General features: G+C 45.8%; 19 protein-coding genes and 1 tRNA gene. 9 read left to right on the plus strand and 11 right to left on the minus strand.

Annotated elements, in window-relative coordinates; genetic code table 11:
- Window positions 1-128: 128 nt before the first annotated feature.
- Complete coding sequence (gene ettA, locus ACLWBD_RS05730) at window positions 129-1799, plus strand: energy-dependent translational throttle protein EttA (RefSeq protein ID WP_413569959.1); 1671 nt, start codon at window positions 129-131, stop codon at window positions 1797-1799.
- Window positions 1800-1856: 57 nt separating this feature from the next.
- Here the strand turns inward: ettA and ACLWBD_RS05735 are convergent, their stop codons facing one another.
- Both ACLWBD_RS05735 and ACLWBD_RS05740 read right to left on the minus strand, forming a co-directional pair.
- Window positions 1857-3125: a sensor histidine kinase gene (locus ACLWBD_RS05735; protein WP_063209301.1), complete on the minus strand. Its 1269-nt coding sequence runs from the start codon at window positions 3123-3125 to the stop codon at window positions 1857-1859.
- 91 nt (window positions 3126-3216) lie between these two features.
- Entirely contained in the window at window positions 3217-3624 is a 408-nt protein-coding gene (locus tag ACLWBD_RS05740; protein WP_413569962.1) for a J domain-containing protein, read from the minus strand.
- Window positions 3625-3894: 270 nt separating this feature from the next.
- Between ACLWBD_RS05740 and ACLWBD_RS05745 the strand changes: the two genes are divergently transcribed.
- The 4 genes from ACLWBD_RS05745 to ACLWBD_RS05760 all read left to right on the plus strand — a co-directional run bounded on the left by ACLWBD_RS05745 (window position 3895) and on the right by ACLWBD_RS05760 (window position 10896).
- On the plus strand, window positions 3895-4281 hold the full coding sequence (locus ACLWBD_RS05745; RefSeq protein WP_063209303.1) for an SWIB/MDM2 domain-containing protein: 387 nt from the start codon (window positions 3895-3897) through the stop codon (window positions 4279-4281).
- 111 nt (window positions 4282-4392) lie between these two features.
- Complete coding sequence (map, locus tag ACLWBD_RS05750; RefSeq protein WP_063209305.1) at window positions 4393-5157, plus strand: type I methionyl aminopeptidase; 765 nt, start codon at window positions 4393-4395, stop codon at window positions 5155-5157.
- An 87-nt stretch (window positions 5158-5244) separates the two neighbouring features.
- Window positions 5245-6648, plus strand: a complete 1404-nt coding sequence (gene ahcY / locus ACLWBD_RS05755; protein WP_063209307.1) for an adenosylhomocysteinase — start codon at window positions 5245-5247, stop codon at window positions 6646-6648.
- A gap of 342 nt (window positions 6649-6990) precedes the next feature.
- Window positions 6991-10896: a tail fiber domain-containing protein gene (locus ACLWBD_RS05760; protein WP_413569965.1), complete on the plus strand. Its 3906-nt coding sequence runs from the start codon at window positions 6991-6993 to the stop codon at window positions 10894-10896.
- A gap of 35 nt (window positions 10897-10931) precedes the next feature.
- Here the strand turns inward: ACLWBD_RS05760 and ACLWBD_RS05765 are convergent, their stop codons facing one another.
- The 4 genes from ACLWBD_RS05765 to ACLWBD_RS05780 all read right to left on the minus strand — a co-directional run bounded on the left by ACLWBD_RS05765 (window position 10932) and on the right by ACLWBD_RS05780 (window position 13569).
- Window positions 10932-12065, minus strand: coding sequence for a DNA alkylation repair protein (locus ACLWBD_RS05765; RefSeq protein ID WP_413569967.1), 1134 nt, complete (start codon window positions 12063-12065; stop codon window positions 10932-10934).
- 106 nt (window positions 12066-12171) lie between these two features.
- Window positions 12172-12699 carry an oligoribonuclease gene (gene orn / locus ACLWBD_RS05770; RefSeq protein ID WP_063209313.1) on the minus strand — a complete coding sequence of 176 codons (528 nt, stop codon included), beginning with the start codon at window positions 12697-12699 and terminating at the stop codon, window positions 12172-12174.
- 78 nt (window positions 12700-12777) lie between these two features.
- On the minus strand, window positions 12778-13182 hold the full coding sequence (locus tag ACLWBD_RS05775; protein ID WP_063209315.1) for a response regulator: 405 nt from the start codon (window positions 13180-13182) through the stop codon (window positions 12778-12780).
- A gap of 111 nt (window positions 13183-13293) precedes the next feature.
- Complete coding sequence (locus ACLWBD_RS05780) at window positions 13294-13569, minus strand: heavy-metal-associated domain-containing protein (RefSeq protein WP_063209317.1); 276 nt, start codon at window positions 13567-13569, stop codon at window positions 13294-13296.
- Between the two features lie 229 nt (window positions 13570-13798).
- Between ACLWBD_RS05780 and ACLWBD_RS05785 the strand changes: the two genes are divergently transcribed.
- A tRNA-Asp gene (locus tag ACLWBD_RS05785) sits at window positions 13799-13875 on the plus strand.
- A 127-nt stretch (window positions 13876-14002) separates the two neighbouring features.
- Here the strand turns inward: ACLWBD_RS05785 and ACLWBD_RS05790 are convergent.
- The gene (locus ACLWBD_RS05790; RefSeq protein ID WP_413569969.1) at window positions 14003-14791 is read right to left on the minus strand and encodes an HRDC domain-containing protein; all 789 of its coding nucleotides are present in this window, start codon (window positions 14789-14791) and stop codon (window positions 14003-14005) included.
- Window positions 14792-15169: 378 nt separating this feature from the next.
- Between ACLWBD_RS05790 and ACLWBD_RS05795 the strand changes: the two genes are divergently transcribed.
- Window positions 15170-15595, plus strand: a complete 426-nt coding sequence (locus ACLWBD_RS05795; protein WP_063209329.1) for a hypothetical protein — start codon at window positions 15170-15172, stop codon at window positions 15593-15595.
- Window positions 15596-15628: 33 nt separating this feature from the next.
- Here ACLWBD_RS05795 and ACLWBD_RS05800 read toward each other — a convergent pair whose 3' ends face one another.
- Window positions 15629-16951: a BspA family leucine-rich repeat surface protein gene (locus tag ACLWBD_RS05800; RefSeq protein WP_413570718.1), complete on the minus strand. Its 1323-nt coding sequence runs from the start codon at window positions 16949-16951 to the stop codon at window positions 15629-15631.
- A gap of 216 nt (window positions 16952-17167) precedes the next feature.
- On the opposite strand from ACLWBD_RS05800, the gene ACLWBD_RS05805 reads away from it, so the two are divergent.
- A complete protein-coding gene (locus ACLWBD_RS05805) occupies window positions 17168-17596 on the plus strand; it encodes a nuclear transport factor 2 family protein (protein ID WP_081112259.1) in 429 nt (142 codons plus the stop codon).
- A gap of 126 nt (window positions 17597-17722) precedes the next feature.
- Here the strand turns inward: ACLWBD_RS05805 and ACLWBD_RS05810 are convergent, their stop codons facing one another.
- Both ACLWBD_RS05810 and ACLWBD_RS05815 read right to left on the minus strand, forming a co-directional pair.
- Complete coding sequence (locus ACLWBD_RS05810; RefSeq protein WP_063209335.1) at window positions 17723-18091, minus strand: hypothetical protein; 369 nt, start codon at window positions 18089-18091, stop codon at window positions 17723-17725.
- 3 nt (window positions 18092-18094) lie between these two features.
- On the minus strand, window positions 18095-18580 hold the full coding sequence (locus ACLWBD_RS05815) for a VOC family protein (protein ID WP_063209337.1): 486 nt from the start codon (window positions 18578-18580) through the stop codon (window positions 18095-18097).
- Between the two features lie 306 nt (window positions 18581-18886).
- On the opposite strand from ACLWBD_RS05815, the gene ACLWBD_RS05820 reads away from it, so the two are divergent.
- On the plus strand, window positions 18887-19687 hold the full coding sequence (locus tag ACLWBD_RS05820; RefSeq protein WP_413569972.1) for a S1 family peptidase: 801 nt from the start codon (window positions 18887-18889) through the stop codon (window positions 19685-19687).
- On the opposite strand, the gene ACLWBD_RS05825 is transcribed toward ACLWBD_RS05820, so the two are convergent.
- The gene (locus ACLWBD_RS05825) at window positions 19684-20781 is read right to left on the minus strand and encodes a 2-methylaconitate cis-trans isomerase PrpF family protein (RefSeq protein WP_413569974.1); all 1098 of its coding nucleotides are present in this window, start codon (window positions 20779-20781) and stop codon (window positions 19684-19686) included. The two genes, ACLWBD_RS05820 and ACLWBD_RS05825, sit on opposite strands and share 4 nt — an antisense overlap.
- Window positions 20782-20786: the final 5 nt, after the last annotated feature.

The raw sequence follows: 20786 nt of genomic DNA on the forward strand, positions 1-20786 counted from the left end.
AATTACAATCTGCTTATTTTGTTTGCCGAAAGTGCTTCATGCACAGGGGCGACAGTTTCATAAATGGAACTCCATTTGACAAGTATTTTTAGCCTGGTAAAGATACTCTCTTTTAGGAGTGTGACATCATGTCTCAAGAGATTATCTACACAATGAAGGGCGTAAGTAAAGTATATCCTCCACAAAGATACGTGTTGAAGGATATTTACCTTTCTTACTTCTATGGCGCAAAGATCGGTGTTCTTGGTTTGAACGGTTCTGGAAAGTCGACTTTGCTTAGAATTATGGCAGGTGTGGATAAGGACTTCCTCGGTGAAGCTTTCCCATCCAAAACAATGAAAGTCGGTTACTTCGAGCAAGAACCTCAGTTGGATCCCGCATTGACGGTCAAAGAAAATATCTTTGCTGGCATGGGCGAGTTGCCAAAGTTGATGGGCGAATACAACGCGATCAACGACAAATTCTCTGATCCTGATTTGGATCCAGATGAAATGAACAAGCTGATTGAAAAACAAGGCGCGATCCAGGAAAAATTGGAAGCTTTGGGAGCTTGGGACGTTGATCAAAAAATCGAAATCGTGATGGATGCTCTTCGCTGTCCAGATGGCGATCTTCCTGTGACAAACCTTTCGGGTGGTGAAAAGCGCCGTGTGGCTTTGGCAAGATTGATCATGTCTGAACCAGACATCTTATTGCTGGATGAGCCGACGAATCACTTGGACGCAGAATCAGTGGCTTGGCTTGAACAATATCTTTCGAAGTTCCCAGGAACCGTGATCGCGGTTACCCATGACCGTTATTTCCTAGATAACGTAGCGGGCTGGATCTTAGAACTTGATCGCGGTGAAGGCATTCCTTGGAAAGGAAACTACACGTCTTGGTTAGAACAAAAAGACAAGCGTCAAGCCAACGAAGCTAAAGACCAAGCTCGCAAAGCAAAGACTTTAGAGCGCGAGTTGGATTGGATCCGTCAAGGGGCGAAAGCTCGTCAGGCGAAGTCGAAAGCGCGTATTTCGAACTACGAAAATCTATTGAAAGAAGCCTCTCCAGAGAAAATCCAAGAGATGTCTATCTACATCCCGCCAGGACCTCGTTTGGGTGATATCGTCGTTGAGGCGAAAAACATCACGAAGGCTTACGATCACAAAGTTCTTTTGGACGACGTCAGCTTCACCATTCCTCGTGGTGCGATCGTGGGCGTTATTGGACCGAACGGTGTGGGTAAATCGACATTGTTCCGTATGATCACGGGTAAAGAAAATCCAGATTCTGGAACTTTCAAGGTCGGCGAGACAGTGAAAATCGCTTACGTCGATCAAACGCGTGAAACTTTGGATCCGAATAAAACGATCTTTGAAGAGCTTTCTGGCGGTCAAGACGTGATCCAATTGGGAACTCGCGAGATCAATGCTCGTCAGTACGTTTCTTGGTTTAACTTCTCTGGAACAGACCAACAAAAGAAAGTCGGTCAGTTGTCGGGTGGTGAAAGAAACCGTGTCAATATGGCGAAGATCCTTAAGCAAGGTGCGAACTTATTGCTTCTGGATGAGCCGACGAATGACTTGGACGTAAATACAATGCGTGCTCTTGAGGAAGCCTTGTTAGAGTTCGGTGGATCTGCTGTGGTGATCTCGCATGATCGCTGGTTCTTAGACCGCGTTTGTACTCATATCATGGCGTTTGAAGGGGATTCTAAGATTGAATTCTTCCCTGGAAACTTCACGGAATACGAAGAAGACCGCAAAAAACGTTTGGGCGAAAATGCCGCTCCGAAGCGCATTCGCTTCAAAATGGTGTAAGAGATCGGCTCAATCTGTTTTGCAAAAAAGGCTCCCGCAAAGGGGGCCTTTTGTTTTTTAGGGCTGAGCCAGAGGAAGTGTCAGAACCACCTTCGTACCCCGAGGTTGACTGTGAGAAGGGGTTTCTTGCGAAAAAATCTCGATGGTTCCATCCATCATCTGCAAATACTCTTTTACGAGCGGCATGCCATAGCCAGTCCCTTTTTCACCCTGAGTTCCTGCGCGGGTCGTCTGCGCATTGATATTAAAGATCTGTCCTAAAATGGAAGCGGGGATACCGATGCCGTAATCCTGGATTTCAATCACCACCTGCGAGTCCGTGGCATAGGCTTTAAGCTCAATACGGTCCCCAGGGTGAGAGAACTTAATAGCATTATTGAGCAAGTTTAAAAGCACCACATTGCTGAGGATGGTCTTTTCGCCATTGATAAGCATGCGATCCCGCGAAATATCCAATGACAGCTTGATTCCCTTTTTCTGAGCCAAATCCAAAGTGCTTTCGTAGACCTCGTGCAAGACCAGAGTCAAAGAGATGGGTTTTAGCGGAAGAGCCGCTTTACCATCTTTCACCGATTTCAGGTGGCGGACTTGGGCCAGAAGGCTATTGATGTCATCGACGGCTTTTTCAATTTTTTCAAACTCAAGTGAGCTTAAGTTTTCGCGGTCTTCTTTGGCTTTAACAAGATTGTAGGTCATTGAAGAGAGGGTGTTTGCGATATCGTGAATCAGGACTCTCAAAAGGTTTTCAATATCCAGGTTCTTTTCCATGAGGCGTTTCATGAAGCGTTCTTCGCCCATTATATATTGATGGGTGGTGAAGCAGGAAAAGATCAAGAACGTGACCAGGTTAAAGAGCTTTTCTCTGCCATAGTCCCCGTACTCCTCAATGACGTTGGGGCCTAAGTGGTTTGCTTTCAGATACCAATAAAAGATGATGATTCCAGAAACAATGAAGTAACCCGCCACCGCCCCGGGAAGGCCCATTAGAATCCCCATCACCAAGGGGATGGCGGCAAGCCAGAAGACTCCGGGCGCATCCCCACCGCCGGCGGTATAGAGCAAATAGGCGAGGATCGAAGAGGAGCAAATGCTAAGAGTTAAGGCCGACAACAAATAGTTCTTAGAGACTTTAAGGACCAGGGGTGGCAATAGCGCAAAGATCAGCCACATCGGGATCAGGACGGAATTGTATTCTGAGGTTTTGTATTCGAAGTTGAATTTAACAAGGTAGACAAAAGAGACAGCAATGCCAATGAAGTAGATCACCTTAAAGTAGGTGAGCCTCTTATTATATGCATCTTCAGACGTAAATTCTAAGTCGTACATGCTGTCGTTATTTCCGATCGTCTCTTGGCTTTTCGGGAATAAACAAAAACGGCTTAAGCTATTTCAGAATTGTAATAAAAATTTGACCGACCTAGGGTGAGACAAGTTCGCGCAAAGTCTGATAGTGAGTTTTTAGCTCTAAGAATTGCTGCGTGTTTCCACCATGATCCGGGTGAAGAGCTAGGGCTGCCTGGCGGAAGGCCTTCTTAAGTTCGTTTGCAGTGAAGCCCTCGTGCAAGTCGTGCACCCAAGTCTTCAGGAACTCAAAGGCAAGTTTTTGAGAGACCGAGAAGTTGTGCGCCTTTCTTTGTGGACGAACTTTCGGTTGCGGGTAGTGTCCTCGGCGTGTTTGAAATTCTAAACGGTTGATTTGACCAAGCAAAAAAGCCATGTGAGCTGGGTCGGAATTCAGGCTGGAAGACTCTTTTTCAGGGGAGAAACTGGTGTTTTCACCCATTTTGTCTCGAAGAATTTGTTTGAAGCTTGCCTGAAAACTCATGCGTTTCTTATCGGGACACCCCCGAAAAATCGCAGTCCAGAAGCGGTTTTCCATCGGGAAATCGACCTTTTTCCTAGGGAATCAGGCGTTTTCTCTAGGGGAAAACCGCATTTCCCGAGGGGAAAAGTGCCTTTTCAGAGGGGTTTCCGCAGCAGATGCGCAAAAAAAAATGAAAAGCCTGCATTTTTTTTTGGACAAACCCCTCGACTTAGATACACACTAAGCTCATTCGTATAAACGAGACTAAAAACCTAACGGAGGAATTTAGAAATGGCGAAAGCTAAGAAAGCTACTACTAAGAAAGCTGCAGCTAAAAAAGCTGCTCCAAAAAAAGCTGCAAAAAAAGCTGCTCCTAAAAAAGCCGCTGCTGCGAAAAAAGCTGCTCCTAAAAAAGCTGCTACAAAACGTAAACCAAACGCTGCATTCATGAAAGCGTTGACTCCATCTGCAGCTTTGGCAGCAGTTGTTGGTGCTTCTCCACTTCCACGTACTGAAGTTGTTAAAAAACTTTGGGCTTACATCAAAAAGAACGGTCTTCAAGACTCTAAAAACAAAAGAAACATCAATGCTGACGCTAAATTGAAAGAAGTTTTCGGCGGCAAAACGACTGTTTCTATGTTCGATATGACTAAATTGGTTTCTAAGCACCTTAAATAGGTCTTAGAGTCAGTTTAAACTGAACTAGATTCAAAAAGCCTAGGTAACCCCTAGGCTTTTCTCTTTTTACGGCCTATCCAAGGGCCGGCCTCTGTGCTATATATCCCCTCTATGGGAATTAAGCCTTTATCTTTAGAAGAAATCAAAAAAATGACCCGTGCCTGCCGTATTGCTGCCGATACTTTGACGTATCTGGATAAGTACGTAAAAGCGGGGATCACAACGAATGAAATCGACATACTTGCCAATGATTTCATGCTGACGAAAGGCGCGAAGTCCGCTTGTCTTGGTTACCATGGCTATCCTAAGTACACGTGCACATCTGTGAATGAAGTTGTCTGCCACGGAGTTCCCGATGATAAAACCATTCTTAAAGAGGGCGACATCATCAACGTTGACGTGACGGCTTGGATTGATGGCTTCTTCGGTGACACCTCAAAGATGTATGCCATCGGAAACATCTCTGAAGATGCCAAGGACTTGATTGAAACTGCCCGCATGGCTCGCGATATTGGTATTGAAACGATCAGACCTGGCGGCTTTACCGGCGATATTGGCTTTGAAACTCACAAATACGTGACTCGCAAAGGTTATACAACCGTGAAAGAGATCGGCGGCCACGGTGTCGGTCGCACCTTCCACGACGAGCCTTTCGTTCCGTCTTACGGGAAAAAAGGAAAAGGCGAGCGCCTGGTTCCTTTCCACTGCATCACTGTCGAGCCGATGGTGAACCAAGGTACAGATGAAATCGTGGAGTTTGATATTACCGGCTCTTCGATCAAATATTATCATACCGCAGATGGTCTATTATCCGCACAGTTTGAACATACCGTTCTTGTGACGGATACTGGTTACGAAATTTTGACTTTGCCGTAACGGCGGCGGCCGGCAGAGCTGGAGCGACGGAAGTCGCGGAAGCTGAAGCAACTTTTGATTTTTTATAAACTAACAAGAGGAAACTCAATGTCACTAACGACAACAAACGGGAAATCCGCAATGAAAAAAAATGCTAAAGCAGCAGCTAAACCAGCTGCAAAAACTATCTCTGGCGACTTCAAAGTTTGCAAAGAGGCGATGGAAAATCCAGAAGTCTTCGAAAAATTGGCTAAATGGGGCCGCGAAGAAATCAAGATCGCTGAAACTGAAATGCCAGGTTTGATGGCCGTTCGTAAAGAATTTAAAAAACAACAACCATTGAAAGGCGCGCGCATTTCTGGTTGCCTTCACATGACAATCCAAACAGCTGTCCTTATCGAAACTCTTGTTGAGTTGGGTGCGGAAGTTCGTTGGTCTTCTTGCAACATCTTCTCGACACAAGATCACGCAGCGGTGGCTATCGCAGCAGCAGGCATCCCTGTATTTGCATGGAAAGGTTTGACTGAAGAAGAGTTCAACTGGTGTATCGAACAAACTATCGTGGGTTGGGGCAAAGAAGGCTTCAACATGATCCTTGATGACGGTGGTGACCTTACAAACATGATGCACGAGCCACGTTTCGCAAAAGAGATGAAGAAAATCATCGGTATCTCTGAAGAGACAACAACTGGCGTGCACAACCTTGAAGTTCTTCTTAAGAACGGCAAGTTGAAAGTTCCTGCGATCAACATCAATGACTCTGTCACTAAATCTAAGTTCGACAACCTTTACGGTTGCCGCGAGTCTTTGGCTGACGGTATCAAGCGTGCGACGGACGTGATGGTTGCTGGTAAAATCTGCGTGGTTGCGGGTTACGGCGACGTAGGTAAAGGTTCTGCTCACTCTCTTCGTGGGTTGGGTGCTCGCGTTCTTATCACTGAAATCGATCCTATCTGTGCATTGCAAGCGGCAATGGAAGGTTTCGAAGTGACGACGATGGAAGAAGCAGCGAAAATCGCTGACATCTTCGTAACAGCAACTGGTTGCTGCGACATCATCACTGACAAACACTTCAACATGATGAAAAACAACGCGATCGTGTGCAACATCGGTCACTTCGATATCGAAATCGATATGGCTTGGTTGAACAAGAATTCAAAAGTTCGTGAAGTGAAACCACAAGTGGACATCCACACTTTGAAAAACGGTCGTCAAGTGATCGTTCTTGCAAAAGGTCGCTTGGTGAACTTGGGCTGTGCAACTGGTCACCCAAGCTTCGTAATGAGTAACTCATTCACGAACCAAGTGTTGGCTCAAATGGAACTTTTCACGAACCGTGATAAGTACCAAGAGATCTCTGTTTACCGTTTGCCTAAGCACCTTGACGAAAAAGTGGCGGCTCTTCACCTAGACAAACTAGGAGTGAAGTTGACTAAGCTTTCTTCGAAACAGGCGAAGTATCTTCATACTTCTCCTAACGGGCCTTTCAAGCCTGAACACTATCGTTACTAATCACCCGCTCGGGTGGTTCAGTCCTCGCGCTAAAGGGAGCCGTGCTGGCTCCCTTTTTCTTTTTTCTTTGTCTTCTGATTGCTATTGCTGATCTTTCTTTGCGCTGCGGAACTCGGTTTTGCCAGCAGCACAGCCCCTTTAACACCCAAGCTGGAATTTGTAATTGAGAGCACGGGTCGGATTTGTTCCGCTGGAGATTAAAGAGGATCGGACCTTTGTATTAAATTGAGCCGGCTGCTTTAGGGTAGGGCTTGAGGGGCCGATAAGTTGTTAAGGTTTCTTTATCAACTTGTACGTCTCTGGGGTAATAAAGTGCAGATATTTTCTTATCTGTTTTTTTCAATGATCTTCTTACCGTTAGTGAGCTGGGCATCACCGGCGTCTTTGACTTACCAAGGGCGTATTCTTAAGACGGATGGAACTCCGCTTGAGTATAACAACGTTTCATTTCTTTTTCAGATTACGAATCCTTCCGGCAGTTGTGTGATTTATCAAGAGCAGATCACCGGATATAGCATGGTTAATTCCGGGGGTGTGTTTGATGTGCCTATTGGAACGGGGACTGTGCAGTATCCTCTCGGTGGAGCCACGAATGTTCTGAAGGCTTTTGATAATACCGCGACATTCACTTGTGGAACTTGTTCTTTGGTGGCAGGGACTTATACCTGTGCGGATGGCTCTAGCACTTACGTGGCCTCTGTCGGTGATCTTCGTAAACTGCGTGTTTCTTTTTATGATGGATCGGGTTGGAAAGTGGTTTCGCCGGATTCGATTATTCGTTCGGTGCCTTTTGCCGGTTACTCGTATTCTTCAGAAAGACTGGGGACAAATGTCGCGAGCGATTTCCTTTTGAAAGCCGGATTGCCAACGTGTCCTGCAAATAGTTTTTTGACGTGGGATGGTTCTGCGTTTACCTGCGGATCTGTGGTGGGCGCGAGTGGCGGGACAGTGACGAATGTTGCCACAGGTACGGGGCTTTCGGGGGGACCGATCACTTCATCGGGTACGATCAGCCTTGCAAACACAAGTGTGACTTCGGGCTCTTATGGTTCCGCGAATCAGGTGCCTGCATTCACTGTCGATGCTCAAGGTCGTTTAACGGCGGCAGGCAATGTCGCGATTTCTTTAACGACAAGTGATATCTCGAATCTTTCTTCCACTCTTTCCAACTATGTTTTGCAGTCGACCTTCAATGGTTACGTTGCTTCCGCAAATTGCACTGCAAGCCAAAGCATGTATTGGAATTCTGTTTCGGGAAATTTTCAGTGCCAGTCGATTTCTTTGAGTTGGGCAAGCATCACCTCAGGAAAACCCACAAGCTTGAGTGGTTATGGCATCACCGATGCCGTCGCAAATGCGGGAGGAAGTCCTTCCGTACAAACAGGTCTTGATGCAAGCAAGCCTGCAAGCCCCACGGCGGGAGCCATCTATTTTTCAACAGACACGAATCGTATTTATCAATACAACTCTGGAGCGTGGAGTCTTATGGCTTCCGCGGCAGGAAGTGGCGGTACGATCACGGCCCTAACCTCAGATGTGACGGCGAGTGGTTCTGGTTCTGTGGCAGCCACAGTGAATTCCGTGGGCGGTTCTTCTGCTGCGAACATTCGCGCGGCAGAGCTTGCTGCCAATGCGGCGACAAATTTGAATACCGCAAGTACGATTGTAAAACGCGACGGTTCCGGAAATTTTTCAGCAGGTGCAGTGAATGCTTCCTCCGTTGTTTTCAGAGACACAGGAAGCAACACCGCAACCTTGCAGGCACCAGCAGCTATTGGCACAAGTTATACTTTAAAACTTCCTACGGGTCAGGGCTCTGCAAATCAGTTGCTCGTAAACGACGGTGCGGGAAATTTATCGTGGACAAGTCTTTCTTCGATGGGAGTGACGGGGCTTTCTGTGAATACTCCTCTTACCAACACAGGAACGGCAAGTTCGCCCGTGATCGGCATCCAGCAAGCGACGACGTCTCAGTCAGGATATCTTTCAAATACGGACTGGAATACTTTTAATAACAAACAAGGAACGTCTTTGACGTCGGCAAATATTTGGGTGGGAAATGGTTCTAACGTGTCCACCGCTGTCGCTCCAAGTGGAGATGTGACAATGACGAATGCCGGGGCCTTTACAGTTAGCAAAGTACAAGGCACTTCCGTAAGTGCAACAGCTCCGTCATCAGCGGGGCAGGTTCTTCGTTATGACGGAACTGCCCAATATGCTCCGGCGTTTTTACGTCTGGCAGATATTCGTGCGACGATCACTCCTTTTAGTGGAGCCTTTGCGAGCGCTGCCTGTTCTGCAGGACAAAGTCTTTACTGGCAGTCTTCAACGGATACATTCCAGTGTCAGAATATTGCCATCAATGACGGACAACTGACATTCACGGCCTCACGTTCAGCAAATACATTTCTTGCAGGTCCAACCAGTGGCTCGGGGGCGGCGAGCTTCCGTACACTTGCTTCTTCGGATTTACCGATCACGGGTTCCACGGGATCTTACATCAACGGAGGAAACTCTTTCGGTGTCGCTGCAAGCTTGGGAACGAACGACGGTAATAGTTTGACCTTGGAAACGAACGGCTCGCCGCGGGTGACGATTACAAATACTGGATCCGTAGGTATCGGTACTGCAAGCCCAACGGCTCTTTTAGAAGTGGAGTCTGCAACGGCAAATTCGGGTCTGCGATTGAATGCGCCTTCAGGGTTTAATAGCTATGTTGATTTCTTCAACAACGGCACTAAAAAAGGAAATATCTACTGGAATGGGACAAGCTCGACATTCCAGATCAATGATATCGGTAATACCAATACGGTGATTAACGGCGCAGGTGGTTTCGTCGGAATCGGTACCTCGAGCCCGGTGTCGATCTTACAAATCGGTGGAAATAATTATTCGACAACTTCTTGGACGACTCAAGGGTCCCAGCTCTACATTCCCGGCGTTATCATAACGGATACAACTGGTTCGGGAACTATCGCCAATCGCGCGATCACCTCTATCGGCACAAGCACATTGGCGGCCTCGAATGCAGAGACCATCACAACGGCCTCCACGATGTACATCGCAAGTCCTCCCAGTGCAGGAACGAATGTCACGATTACAAATCCACTCGCCTTACAGATCGCGAACGGAAACAGTTCCTTTGGCGGTCGTGTTGGTATCGGCACACTAAGCCCCACACATAATCTTCACGTGGTGGGGAGCGTGAATGTTGAGAGTAATACAGCGCAAGAGATTCGGATGAGAAATACAAATCTGACCTCCACCAATAAGTCATGGCGGATTGTGCAAGATGCGGCAGCAAACTTCACGCGCATTGCGAACGACGCGGATAACATAAATTACATGGCTTTCCAGATGGATACGGGCAATGTGGGGATTGGAACTGTGAATCCTGCTTCTAAGTTACAGGTGGCGGGTAATCTTCATCTTGGAGTGCAAAGCGGCGCCACTGACGACAACAGCGATTACATTATCAAATCAAACGGCCAACTTGTTTTGCAATCGAATCAGTCCGGTTTGGCGGATAATCAATACGTTCATTTGGTGCTCGACGCCGGAACGGCGACGAGTTCGGCAAGCAATATTGTGATGAAAACAAATGCCACCGAAAGAATGAGGGTCACCAACACGGGCATCAGTATGGGAACAACCGCGCAATCGATTGCAGGAAAAACTCCCACGCTTGTAGTTGCAGCCAATGGCACACCCACGATCACAAGTTATACGACCACGGCAAGCGCGATTAATCATATTATTTTTGCAAATCCCAACGGCGAAGTGGGGTACGTAAATACAGATGGCAATACCACGATCTTTGGTACCGCTTCAGATCGCCGTTTAAAACAGAACATTCGCGATTTCGATTCGGCTTATGTCGACGACGTGATTTCGCGTCTACGCCCACGTCAATGGGAGTGGAAAACCGATGAAAAACACGGCGAAGGTTTTATCGCGCAAGAACTGGCTGAAGTTATTCCGGAAGCGGTCAGTAAAGGTGATGACAACCCTCAAGGTCAAAGAGGCGAAGAGGGATTTAAGTTGTGGACCGTTGATTATAGTAAGATCACTCCGTATTTGACGGCTGAAATTCAAATCTTACGTCAAAAAATTACTGATATCTTCGCTACGCAGTCGCGCGAAATCGCGAGTGTGAAAAAAGAAAACGCAGAGCTCAAACAGGAAGTGTACTTGCTAAAACAATACATCTGCGAAAAAGACCCGCAAGCAAGTGTGTGCAAGAAATAACATCCACGAATTTAAAAACGACTTTTGTTAAACAGCTATTTTGCCAGTTTAAACGGAACCTTTGAGTACAGTTTACCGTTCACCATAATTTCTAAATAATGCGTTCCAGGATAGTAAACCCGTGTCGTCACCGGTTTGAAAGAGTGCTTCTTTCGAACGTTAAAAACTTCCTTGGCCTTGACATCTTTGCTGGTGAGTTTAAACACTTTGGGGCTTGTATTTCCATTGGACTTCTTATGATGAACTAAGTAGTCGACCATGATCTTTCCAGTCTTGGAACTTTCAATATCAAATGAGAACTCCAAATGATCGCCCACGTTGACTGAAGACTTATTGAGCTTCAGGTTTTTGATTTTCACAGAGTTGTTCGAGTCGTAACCCAAAAGCTTAAGAGCCGCAGGGTTGCCTTTTTTAATCAAGGTGCGTAGAGCATGACGAACAATCCAGTCGATCTTGTCCTGATGTTTTGCGGGTGCTTCCTTAAGCCATCTTGCAGCCGTCTTAATTGCGATGTCTGCATGGTCTTTCGAGATGTCATTCAGATGGTTGGCGACGGATTTGCGAACATAAAGTTCGTCGTCATATTTTAATTTATCTAAGAGCTCGATTGTTGGGGTCGGGTCTTTGATAAAGCTTTTCAGTTGTTCTCCCCACGGCAGACGTGGGCGTGAACCCTCTGAAACCAAGCGGCGGACGTGATGGTTTTTGTCCTTGCTCCATGTGTGCAAGACCTTGAGTGTTCTTTTTTCTTCGTGAATCAGAAAGGGGCGAATAGCGAATTCAGCGGTGAAAAGTTCCGTGAATGTGTGAAGTGCTTTCATGGATTCATCGAAATCTTTAAGGCCGTAGCGGTGTACGTACTCTGTGAAGGCCCAAAGATCAAAGCCCTTCAGGGGGGCAATGCCGGTGGCTGGATTTGTTGTCGCTTTTAGTAAAATAGCCAAGGCTTTTTTGTAGTCTTCAGGAAGATGAGTTTTTAAGAAATCACAGATCAAGCGCATGCGCGGCTTTAACTCTAACTCTGGAAGTTTGTGGCTGAGTTTAATGAAAGCCTTATCGTCAAAGGCTGGGTAGTGATGGGAAATATGCTTTGCCATGCGCTTGACTAAAGCTTCGTTGATCCAGTTTTTAAAAGCGGTGTCTGTAGTTTCTTCGTTTTTCTGAGGCATGACTTATATAAGGTGCGGACCTTTTATTTGTCACGGTGAAATGCTGATTTTTGGCAGTCGCTAAAATGAAAAAAGCCTCTGGGGTGCAGAGGCTTTTTATAAAAAACTATTTATTGAAAGTCATTTTATCGCAATAAGCGCGCAGCTCTTGAATGCTTTCGCGGATATCGTCAAGGGCGCGGTGTTTGTTCGCCTTTTGGTAAACGTAATTGAACTTGTTATTGATGATCACCTTCCAGGAAGACACATCCACCATGCGATAGTGCAGGCGGGGAGCAAGGTCTTTCATGTATTTGTCGATGAAAAGACGATCTTGCATGATCGAGTTTCCTGCTAAGATCGGGCGATCTTTGGGATCGGGGAAATGCTTTTTCACCATATCCACAAGTTTGGCTTCGACTTGATCTGGCTCCATACCGAATGGAACTTTTGCTGTCAGGCCAGACTTCTTATGGTGCTCGGTATTCCAAGCGTCCATATTGTCCAAATATTTTTGCGGTTGTTTAACGACAGTTTCAAATGTGTCCAGCTCTTTGAAATTAAGGTCTGTCACGATGGCTGCAACTTCGATGATCACTTCTTTTTCGACATCGAGACCTGTCATCTCCATATCGAGCCAAAAAAGTTTATTCATGAGGAAATCCTGTTCTAGGGTCAGTGACCCGGAAAGACTTCCATTTTGATCGAGGCGGGGAACTAAAACAAGAACTAGCTACTTCTGTTGCTCCATGCCGGAGCGAAGAGCCTCTTCCACGGTGCGGATCAGCTTGCGCTCATCCCAAGGTTTATCGATAAAGGCATACACGCCCAAGCGTTGCGCCTCGACAACCATCTCTTTTTGGCCATAGCCGGTGTGAATGATGAACGGAATCTTAAGATTGTTCTCACGCATCCATTTAAGGACTTCCAAGCCTGATTTCTTAGGCATCTTTTCGTCAGAAAGGACGGCGTCGAATTGATGGGTTTTTAATAGATCAATGCCCTCAAGGCCATTTGCGGCTTGAGTGATTTCACCCGCGGATTCCTCAAGCAGAGCCATCAGAACTTCGCGTAATTCCGACTCATCATCGATGATGAGAAGACGACCTTTTTTTCCAAGAGTATCAAGAGTAGCCATAAGACAATTATGGCAAAAGTCATTCGAGCCGTCACCGACAGAGCGTCGGTGAGACGGTCAATTTATCGTGCAAGACTAAATTTGGATTTGTTTTCTTCTGTTAAGAAGTTTTTATTTCGCTTTCGAAGAGCCCGTGATTTTGTACTCACCAGCTTTAGAAATCGCCGCCTGAATTTGATCTTGAGAGATGTTCACGCCCGTTTTTGACGAAATCACAACTTTTCCGACGCTAACTTCACATTTTTCAAGTCCATCCATTTTGCAAACTTGAGCTTGGATGGCTTTTGCGCAAGAACCGCAATGCATGCCTTCCACGTTGTAAGTCACTGTATCAGCCAAAGCGGCTTGGGATAGCAAAAGAGTCGTAAAGATAAGGGCCTTTTTCATAGTGTCTCCTCTTGGACAAGAGCCCTCACAGTATACCCGAAATCGGGGTTTTCCAAGCCGTCCTGATGTTGCAGTCCGTAGTTTGGGCTGTATGGAATGGAGGTTGAAACTGGGTAATGCTCAAAAAGAGGGCATTGCTACCCCTTGTTAAGCTCTTTTTAAACGTTTATTAAAAAATTGATTGAATTGCGCGACCACTGTGGCTATAAAAGATTCTCCAAATCGATGTGGGGTGGTAGTTAAGTTGGTTATAACGTCCGCCTGTCACGCGGAAGGCCGCGGGTTCGAGTCCCGTCCACCCCGCCATTTTTTAGCGAAAATGGCCGACCCTGCAAACGATGGAAATCAAAAGGAAGCCTTGAGCTTCCTTTTTTTGTTTGTGGGTTTGTAGTCCATAGGTTGGTTTAAGTCGTAAGGTCCACTTTTCTCAAACCTAAACTGATCTTTTCTTATTTAGGTCTTGGTTTGTCCTATGTTTCCAAATTATCGCTAGGAAGTGATCGCCATAAAGGCGAAGTTTTTCTGATGTTACACCAATTATGTTTGCCATTGATGCGGCGTCATCTGGCATTTGCCGAGCCATCTCTTCAAGAGTGAAGTTTTTAAATACTAAATAGGCGGGAATGTTTTTCTCTATAGCAAGTCGGTTTCTTTCTTGCCTCAAATCGGAAAAAAGTTTCTGAGAATAATCTTCTGAGTATCTATGGTTGCTATTCACAGACTTCTGAACGACGAATGTGCGCCTAACTGGGGAGTATTTATTAGTTCTAAAGCTAAAGTTAAAGTTAGATGGGGCTTCCAAAAGATAGCCTTTGTAGTCCTCGCATAATACACGTTTTTGTTCTTTAAATGTGGGGTATCGGCCACTTTTCTTCTTTTTCCAGTCCAGCCAAGCGTGAAATAATTCATGCTGATGTCGGTCCATTACGCACAGATTTCTTAATGTGTTATCAGATCTTTTTCCATTTATGTGATGTACAACCTCATTGGGAAATAGATCCCGTTTCAAAACTCTTTTTGCAATGAGCCTGTGTTCATATTCGTTAGCTCCTCGTGCAAAGATATAGCCACCTCTATCGCTTCTCTTGCCTCTAAAAAGTTTTAACAACGGAACAGCAACACTCAAGGTTGCCAAACTCACCCAGAAAATTTTTGAAATTAGGCTCGTACCTGGAATAAGTACCATTGCAACGGCGCAGACGATCGTCAGTGTTCGAGCCATATTCACAAGGAATCTTTTCAGCTTTATTAGAAACCAGCGCATAATAGCTGATCGACATTTTTCAGGTATAAATAAACTTTATTTATAGCATTTTGACTTTAAGACAGATTTTTTCTGATATGAAACGAGGAATGTAATTACTTGGGACATCATACAGATATGTTTGGTTTTGATACGACAGATGTCTCTGCAATTTTAGTTTTTGATTTCGTACTTTCCCTCGTACACCTGTGCGATTCCCTCCAAATGAAATGGTTTCCTTTTGCCAATTTTGCTTAGACCGTGAGCAGTTTTCGATGGTATGGAATTGGCTTATATAAAATACATCTGATTTCTTGGAGTCATTGCGATACCAAGGCGATCTTTTATAGGAGCAACATGAAAAATCTAATTTCAACTTTTGTGATCATCATGGCGACATCTTCTTCGGCTTTTGCAGGAACGATGTCTTTCACTAAAGATTTCATCGCGTCTACTACCTTATCTTTGGACAACGAGCCTGGGAAAAGAATAACCATCCAGCCTTACGAAACATTTTCTAGCACTGGATATGGTCGTGACGGAATTAGTGCGTTTCCTACGTTCCGTTTGGTCTTCACTCATCCTGGTATCGACTATTCAAGCGGCTATAAAAATATTGAGCCAGAACAGTTGAATATTTACTGGGAGGGTCAATGTGAAAACGGTGCCAAAGTTTTTAAAGGTGAAATGGTTTCTTACGAAGTGCTTCGAGTTGTGATGCACAATAATTCTGGCAAAGTCAGTATTCACGGTGTTGGACAAGTAGTAGGGGACTGCAACTAAGTTCGAGGTCTGTTGTAAATCGAATCGCTAATATTAAGGGAACGTCGGCTTCCCTAAAACCCAACTAGCAGCGCCCATATCAAACAAGTTGTGACTGACACCCGCGGGAAGAGCCCAGGCGCTTAGATCCTGATTGAATGAATCCGCATTTAAGAACATTTGATCCATGTTCGTCATACTTCCGGTGAAAACCCAGTTGCCGATGTCTTGGTTAAAGGCATCGGCGTCTTCGAACATTCCTGCCATTGAAATGACTTTCGACGTGTCCCAAGAGCTGCCTGATTTTGCAAGCGGGCTGTTGAAGGAACTTGCTTCGAAAAACATAAATGCCATGTCGGTGACGTTGGATGTGTTCCATGAGCTGATATTCTGGTTGAACGCCACGGCGCTGCCGAACATCGCACTCATATCTGTGACGTTAGAAACATCCCAATTGCCAAGAGGTTTGTTAAAGGCCGTTGCTCCGGCAAACATATCACTCATGTTGGTAACGGCTGTCGTTGTCCAATGATTGATGTCACTATTGAAATTCGTAGCACCTTGGAAAAGTCCGCGGAGGCCACTTGCGAGCGACGTTAAGACGGGAGCATCTGTTGCGGAAATCTGCACATTCTTACAGTTTGCGAACATGAACTCCATCTTCCACCAGGCATTAGGCCCCCATTGCTTGACGTCGACGATTTTTAGTTTGTCATTGCCGCTACAGAATTGCAGCCACGGAAGATTGCTGCCTTTCATTTTCACTTCGTAAGTACCTGGGGCACTGTACGTGTGCGTGATCACGCGGCCTGTGCTGGCAGGGCTATTCACCGTTTGAGTTGAAGTATCACCCCAAGAAATTTCGAAATCGTAGCCGATCCAATCGACCAAAGGGAAAGTGGCAACCGTGTTTGCTGATGATCCACCCTCGGTATTATTGGTATTAAAGATAACGATGAAAGAGTTTTTAACGTTGGCGTTGGAAGAGGGGCCGTAAGCCGGCGCTTGGTTGCCGTCAGCATCTTGAGCGGTGTTTGCGGCTATTGAAATATTCGCGGTGCCGTCCCCCGTACAACCAGACACAGTGACGGTGGCGGTCGCCGTAGTCCCATTTGTCACAACAGCATTGCAGCCTGCGAAGTCAGTTCCGCCTAAAATAATATCTGCATTGGTAAGATTGATCGTCGTCGCATCGGTGTAGGTCACCGTGTACACGAAAGAGGTCGCGCTGCTGCCAGAAGAAATAGCGGGTCCGGTAATGACGATGGAAGGTGCAGGCAGGGGCGGTGGAGTGACAGAAGATAAATCTGTTTTCCAGCTATTGGCCGTTATGTTCCCGATACATCCTGTCAGCCCCAAAAAGCAAAACAAGACCATCACGAACCTTGTTAAGTTACGTCCCCGAACATTCATGAGATATACTTCGGATAGCTAAGACTTTCCCTTGAATTACCAAGCCAGCATGCGATGTACCCTTGCATTACCGCCTCATACTGAGACCCCCGGTCCTTCATCAGCTGTTGCGTTGATGCACTTTTTTCTGATGATCCTAAGAGCCTTTTCGACCATCATTAAGGAATTAGCGAGGTTGCCATGTCGACACATCCAAATTCAATGCGGACGCCCGAGGTTGAAACTGTTAAAGCCTTCTATGAGGCACTCAATAACAATGACATATCTGCAGCTATGAAGCTTTTTGATCCAAACATTGAGCGCGTTGAATTTGAAGACTTACCGACGGGTGGAACTTACCGTGGACTTGACGAAATGAAAGCGCATATTACCTCAGGCCGTGCGACGTGGGCCGAAGGGAGCTGTCATCCCGAGCGCTTTCTTGTCGCCGGCGATAAGGTCGTTGTATTTGTGCATGTTCACGTAAGGTTGAAAAATAAAACAGAATGGATCGACGGACATGTCGCTGATGTTTTTGCTTTCCGCGGTGAAAAGATCATCCAGATGCGTTCGTACTTAAAAAACGAACAGGCCTTAGAGTGGGCTGGGGTCAGGGACTCTTCGAAATAGCTCCATGGGCTATATATAGACGACAAGGATAAAGCCGCATGGGTTTCAGAGCCGTTCCTTACGGACGAAAATAGATTGAACAGCCCTAAACCTTAAATTCACAGCCACCGTGGCAGTGAATTTATATTACGTTTTCTTTTTCATCACTTCTTCTAAATTCAAGCACTCGACGATTTCAACGCTATCTCCGGGAAAGATCGTGAAATGCGGATGATTTAAGAACATCTTCGCGGCTTCTTCAGCGTTAGGCGCCTCTACGATCACATACCCCGTAAGATTATTGCGAGTGTCAGAAATGCCGTTGGCATCCACGCGTTTTGTTTTTCCCAGAGGAGTTCCGTTATCTTTAATCGCGAGCTGATGTTTCTTGCCCCAGTTCATCCAGGCTTCGACACCTTGTTTTTCGCGATCGTGTCTTTCTTTTTCATTTAACGACTTCCACTTTTGATGAGTGGATTCTTCAGTTCCTAAATAGACGGCTAAAAATGTTTTCATGGATTATCCCTTATAAGCACGCTTTAAAGTTTCGATATCGAACTTCACCATTTTGTACATTTCGGCCATCACGCGTTTGACTTGCTCTGGTGTTCCGTCCTTTTGCATGTCGTCCATGATCGTAGGAACAACCTGCCACGAAAGACCGAATTTATCTTTCAACCATCCACATTGTTGAGGTTTTCCACCACCAGCCATTAGTTTTTCCCAGTATTCATCAATCTGCGCCTGTGTGTCGCAATAAACCATCAAGGAAATAGATTCGTTGAATTTGAAAATAGGGCCGCCATTGACGGCGACAAATTTCTGCCCGTTGGCGGTGAAGTCTACGGTCATGACGGAACCTTCTGGTTTTCCATGATGCTCAAAGCCTTCCTTGCCGAAGCGGGCAATGGTGCCGATGCGGCCATCTTTAAAAATAGAAGTGTAAAACTTTGCAGCATCTTCTGCTTCGGAATCAAACCAAAGACAAATACCAAAGGGCTTCATAAATCCTCCAATCTTAAAGGCGATCTTTCACTACATACTATTTAGTATGTAAACTTTGTCAACAAGGAATTCTTTATCCAAACCTTAGGTGTCTTAAAAAGATAAAGTTTTAAACTCATCTTGCTTAAATGCAGAGACCTAGACGCTCTAAAGATCTTTGGATTCTTGTTGTAATTCGCGGCCAACATTGTTCCAGGCGTTTCCATTAGGGCTATTATTTAGACATTAGGTTCTTTTTTACTCGTGACATAATTTTCACTGTTGAAAATAAGGAACCGCCTTTAAAAGGATGTAAAGGCGGTTCCTTTGAAGACTTTGGCAAAACTCTTAGTACTGTTAACTATGGGGCTTTTCGTAGCCTGTGCACCTTCAGCGGATGATGGCAGCGTTGTCATTTCAGATGTGAATACAGGGATATTTGGAGGGGAGAAAGTCGATAGTGACGAGCGCATGGCTCAATCGACCGTGGGCATTTATAACACACAGAAAAAAGCCATTTGCACGGGGACTTTGATTGCAAAAAATGTCGTGCTGACTGCCGGTCATTGTTTGGTGGGTTCCAAGTCGGATATGGAAATCAGGTTCGGGACAAAAATTTCTAAAGGGGTTTCGCGTAAGGTGGTCGAAGCTCTTCGTGAGCCTCACTACACGAACACAATCATCTTCGGTCCAGAACGTGACATCGCCCTTATCAAATTCGCAGGCAGCCTGCCTTCAGGCTATAGACCGATCCGTATTTTAAGTGATTTTTCTGTTCTGACTGCGGGTAAGAAAATCATCGTTGCCGGATATGGTCGCAGTCTTCCAAAAATGAAAATGGGCGAAGGGACACTTCGCAAAACTCAGCTTAAAATCTTAAAGCCTTTCTACAGGCAAGATGAAATCCAGTTCGACCAGTCCGATGATACCGGTAGTTGCCACGGTGACTCAGGCGGTCCTGCCTATACAAATGAAAACGGCGAACTGAAAGTTTTTGGCGTTACTAGCAAAGTTCGTACGACGAAGGAAAGACGTCATGTTTGCGACGGCACGGTGATCTACACTCGTATCGATTTCCATCTTCCGTGGATTGAAAAAGTCCTTCGAGATTTCGGATCTATTAACTAAACGAAAACACGTCCTTCAAAAAGAATTCTTGCGGTACGATAAAAGCTTCCACTCAAAGCCACGTACTGCGAGTTTCGTTCTTCCACCTTTGCATTCAAAGTTAATACACCTGAAGGCATGCCGATGCGGACTTCATCGAGGTTTTTATTTTCTAGTGTTTCATGAATCAGGCTTCCTGGAAGTTTTGCCGTGACGGCCGCACACAACGACACCGTTAAGGGCAAGGCCTTGTGAGGTTGTCCGCTGGCAATCACGCGCAAAGAAAAATCCATGTCGGGTGAGTAGCGAGGAGCCACCAAACCTAAATAGGGAATGGCGATAGATTTTTTTGCTTCGTCAATACTTGCAGCAATGCCCATCGCCACGGAGGCCTCTAAGCGAATGCTTTCAAAGGATTTAAGAAGCTCTGGTTGATCAAGTTCCGCTGTGGACTCATCACCACGAAGCCCAAGGTCTGAGGCTTTTAAAAACACACAGGCATTCGCCGCATCAATCATTGAAACCTCCAATGATTTTCCATTGGATAATTTCAAAATGTCCCGTGTCTTGTGAGTCGGAAGAAGTTTTCCTGTTGTCGCTCCGCCTGGATCCTGAAACTCAAGACGAATCGGCGCGCCGGTTCCGCTGACTCCAGGAATCTCAAGATCTCCCGTGAAAACCACTTCGCCATTTTTAACAGGGAAGTAGGCATGAGTCACTTTTTGAGTGTTCGTATTATAAATCCTCACGTGAGCTTCAGAGCTCGATGGCAAAACCCATTTCTTAAAAACAGCATAGGGCCCAACGGCTGAACTGATATTGCCGCAATTGCCTTTGTAGTCGACTTTCTTTTCCGTCACTGAAACTTGCGCGAAAGTATAGTCGACATCGGCATCATCACGCGAGGAGGGTTTCAGGATAGCCACTTTTGAGAGTGATGAAATGCCCCCACCCATGCCGTTAAGCTGTCTGCCGTAAGTATCGGGACTTCCTAGAGCGCTTAAAAAAATCTCGTCCCACTGGGCGCGATCTTTCGGTAAGTCGTCTTCATTAAAGATCAAGGCGCGGCTGGTGCCGCCCCTCATATAAGTGCAGGGAAAAGAAAGAAGAGACATAGAAG

The organism is Bdellovibrio sp. HCB117 (genome assembly GCF_047305915.1).
Lineage (GTDB): Bacteria > Bdellovibrionota > Bdellovibrionia > Bdellovibrionales > Bdellovibrionaceae > Bdellovibrio > Bdellovibrio bacteriovorus_B.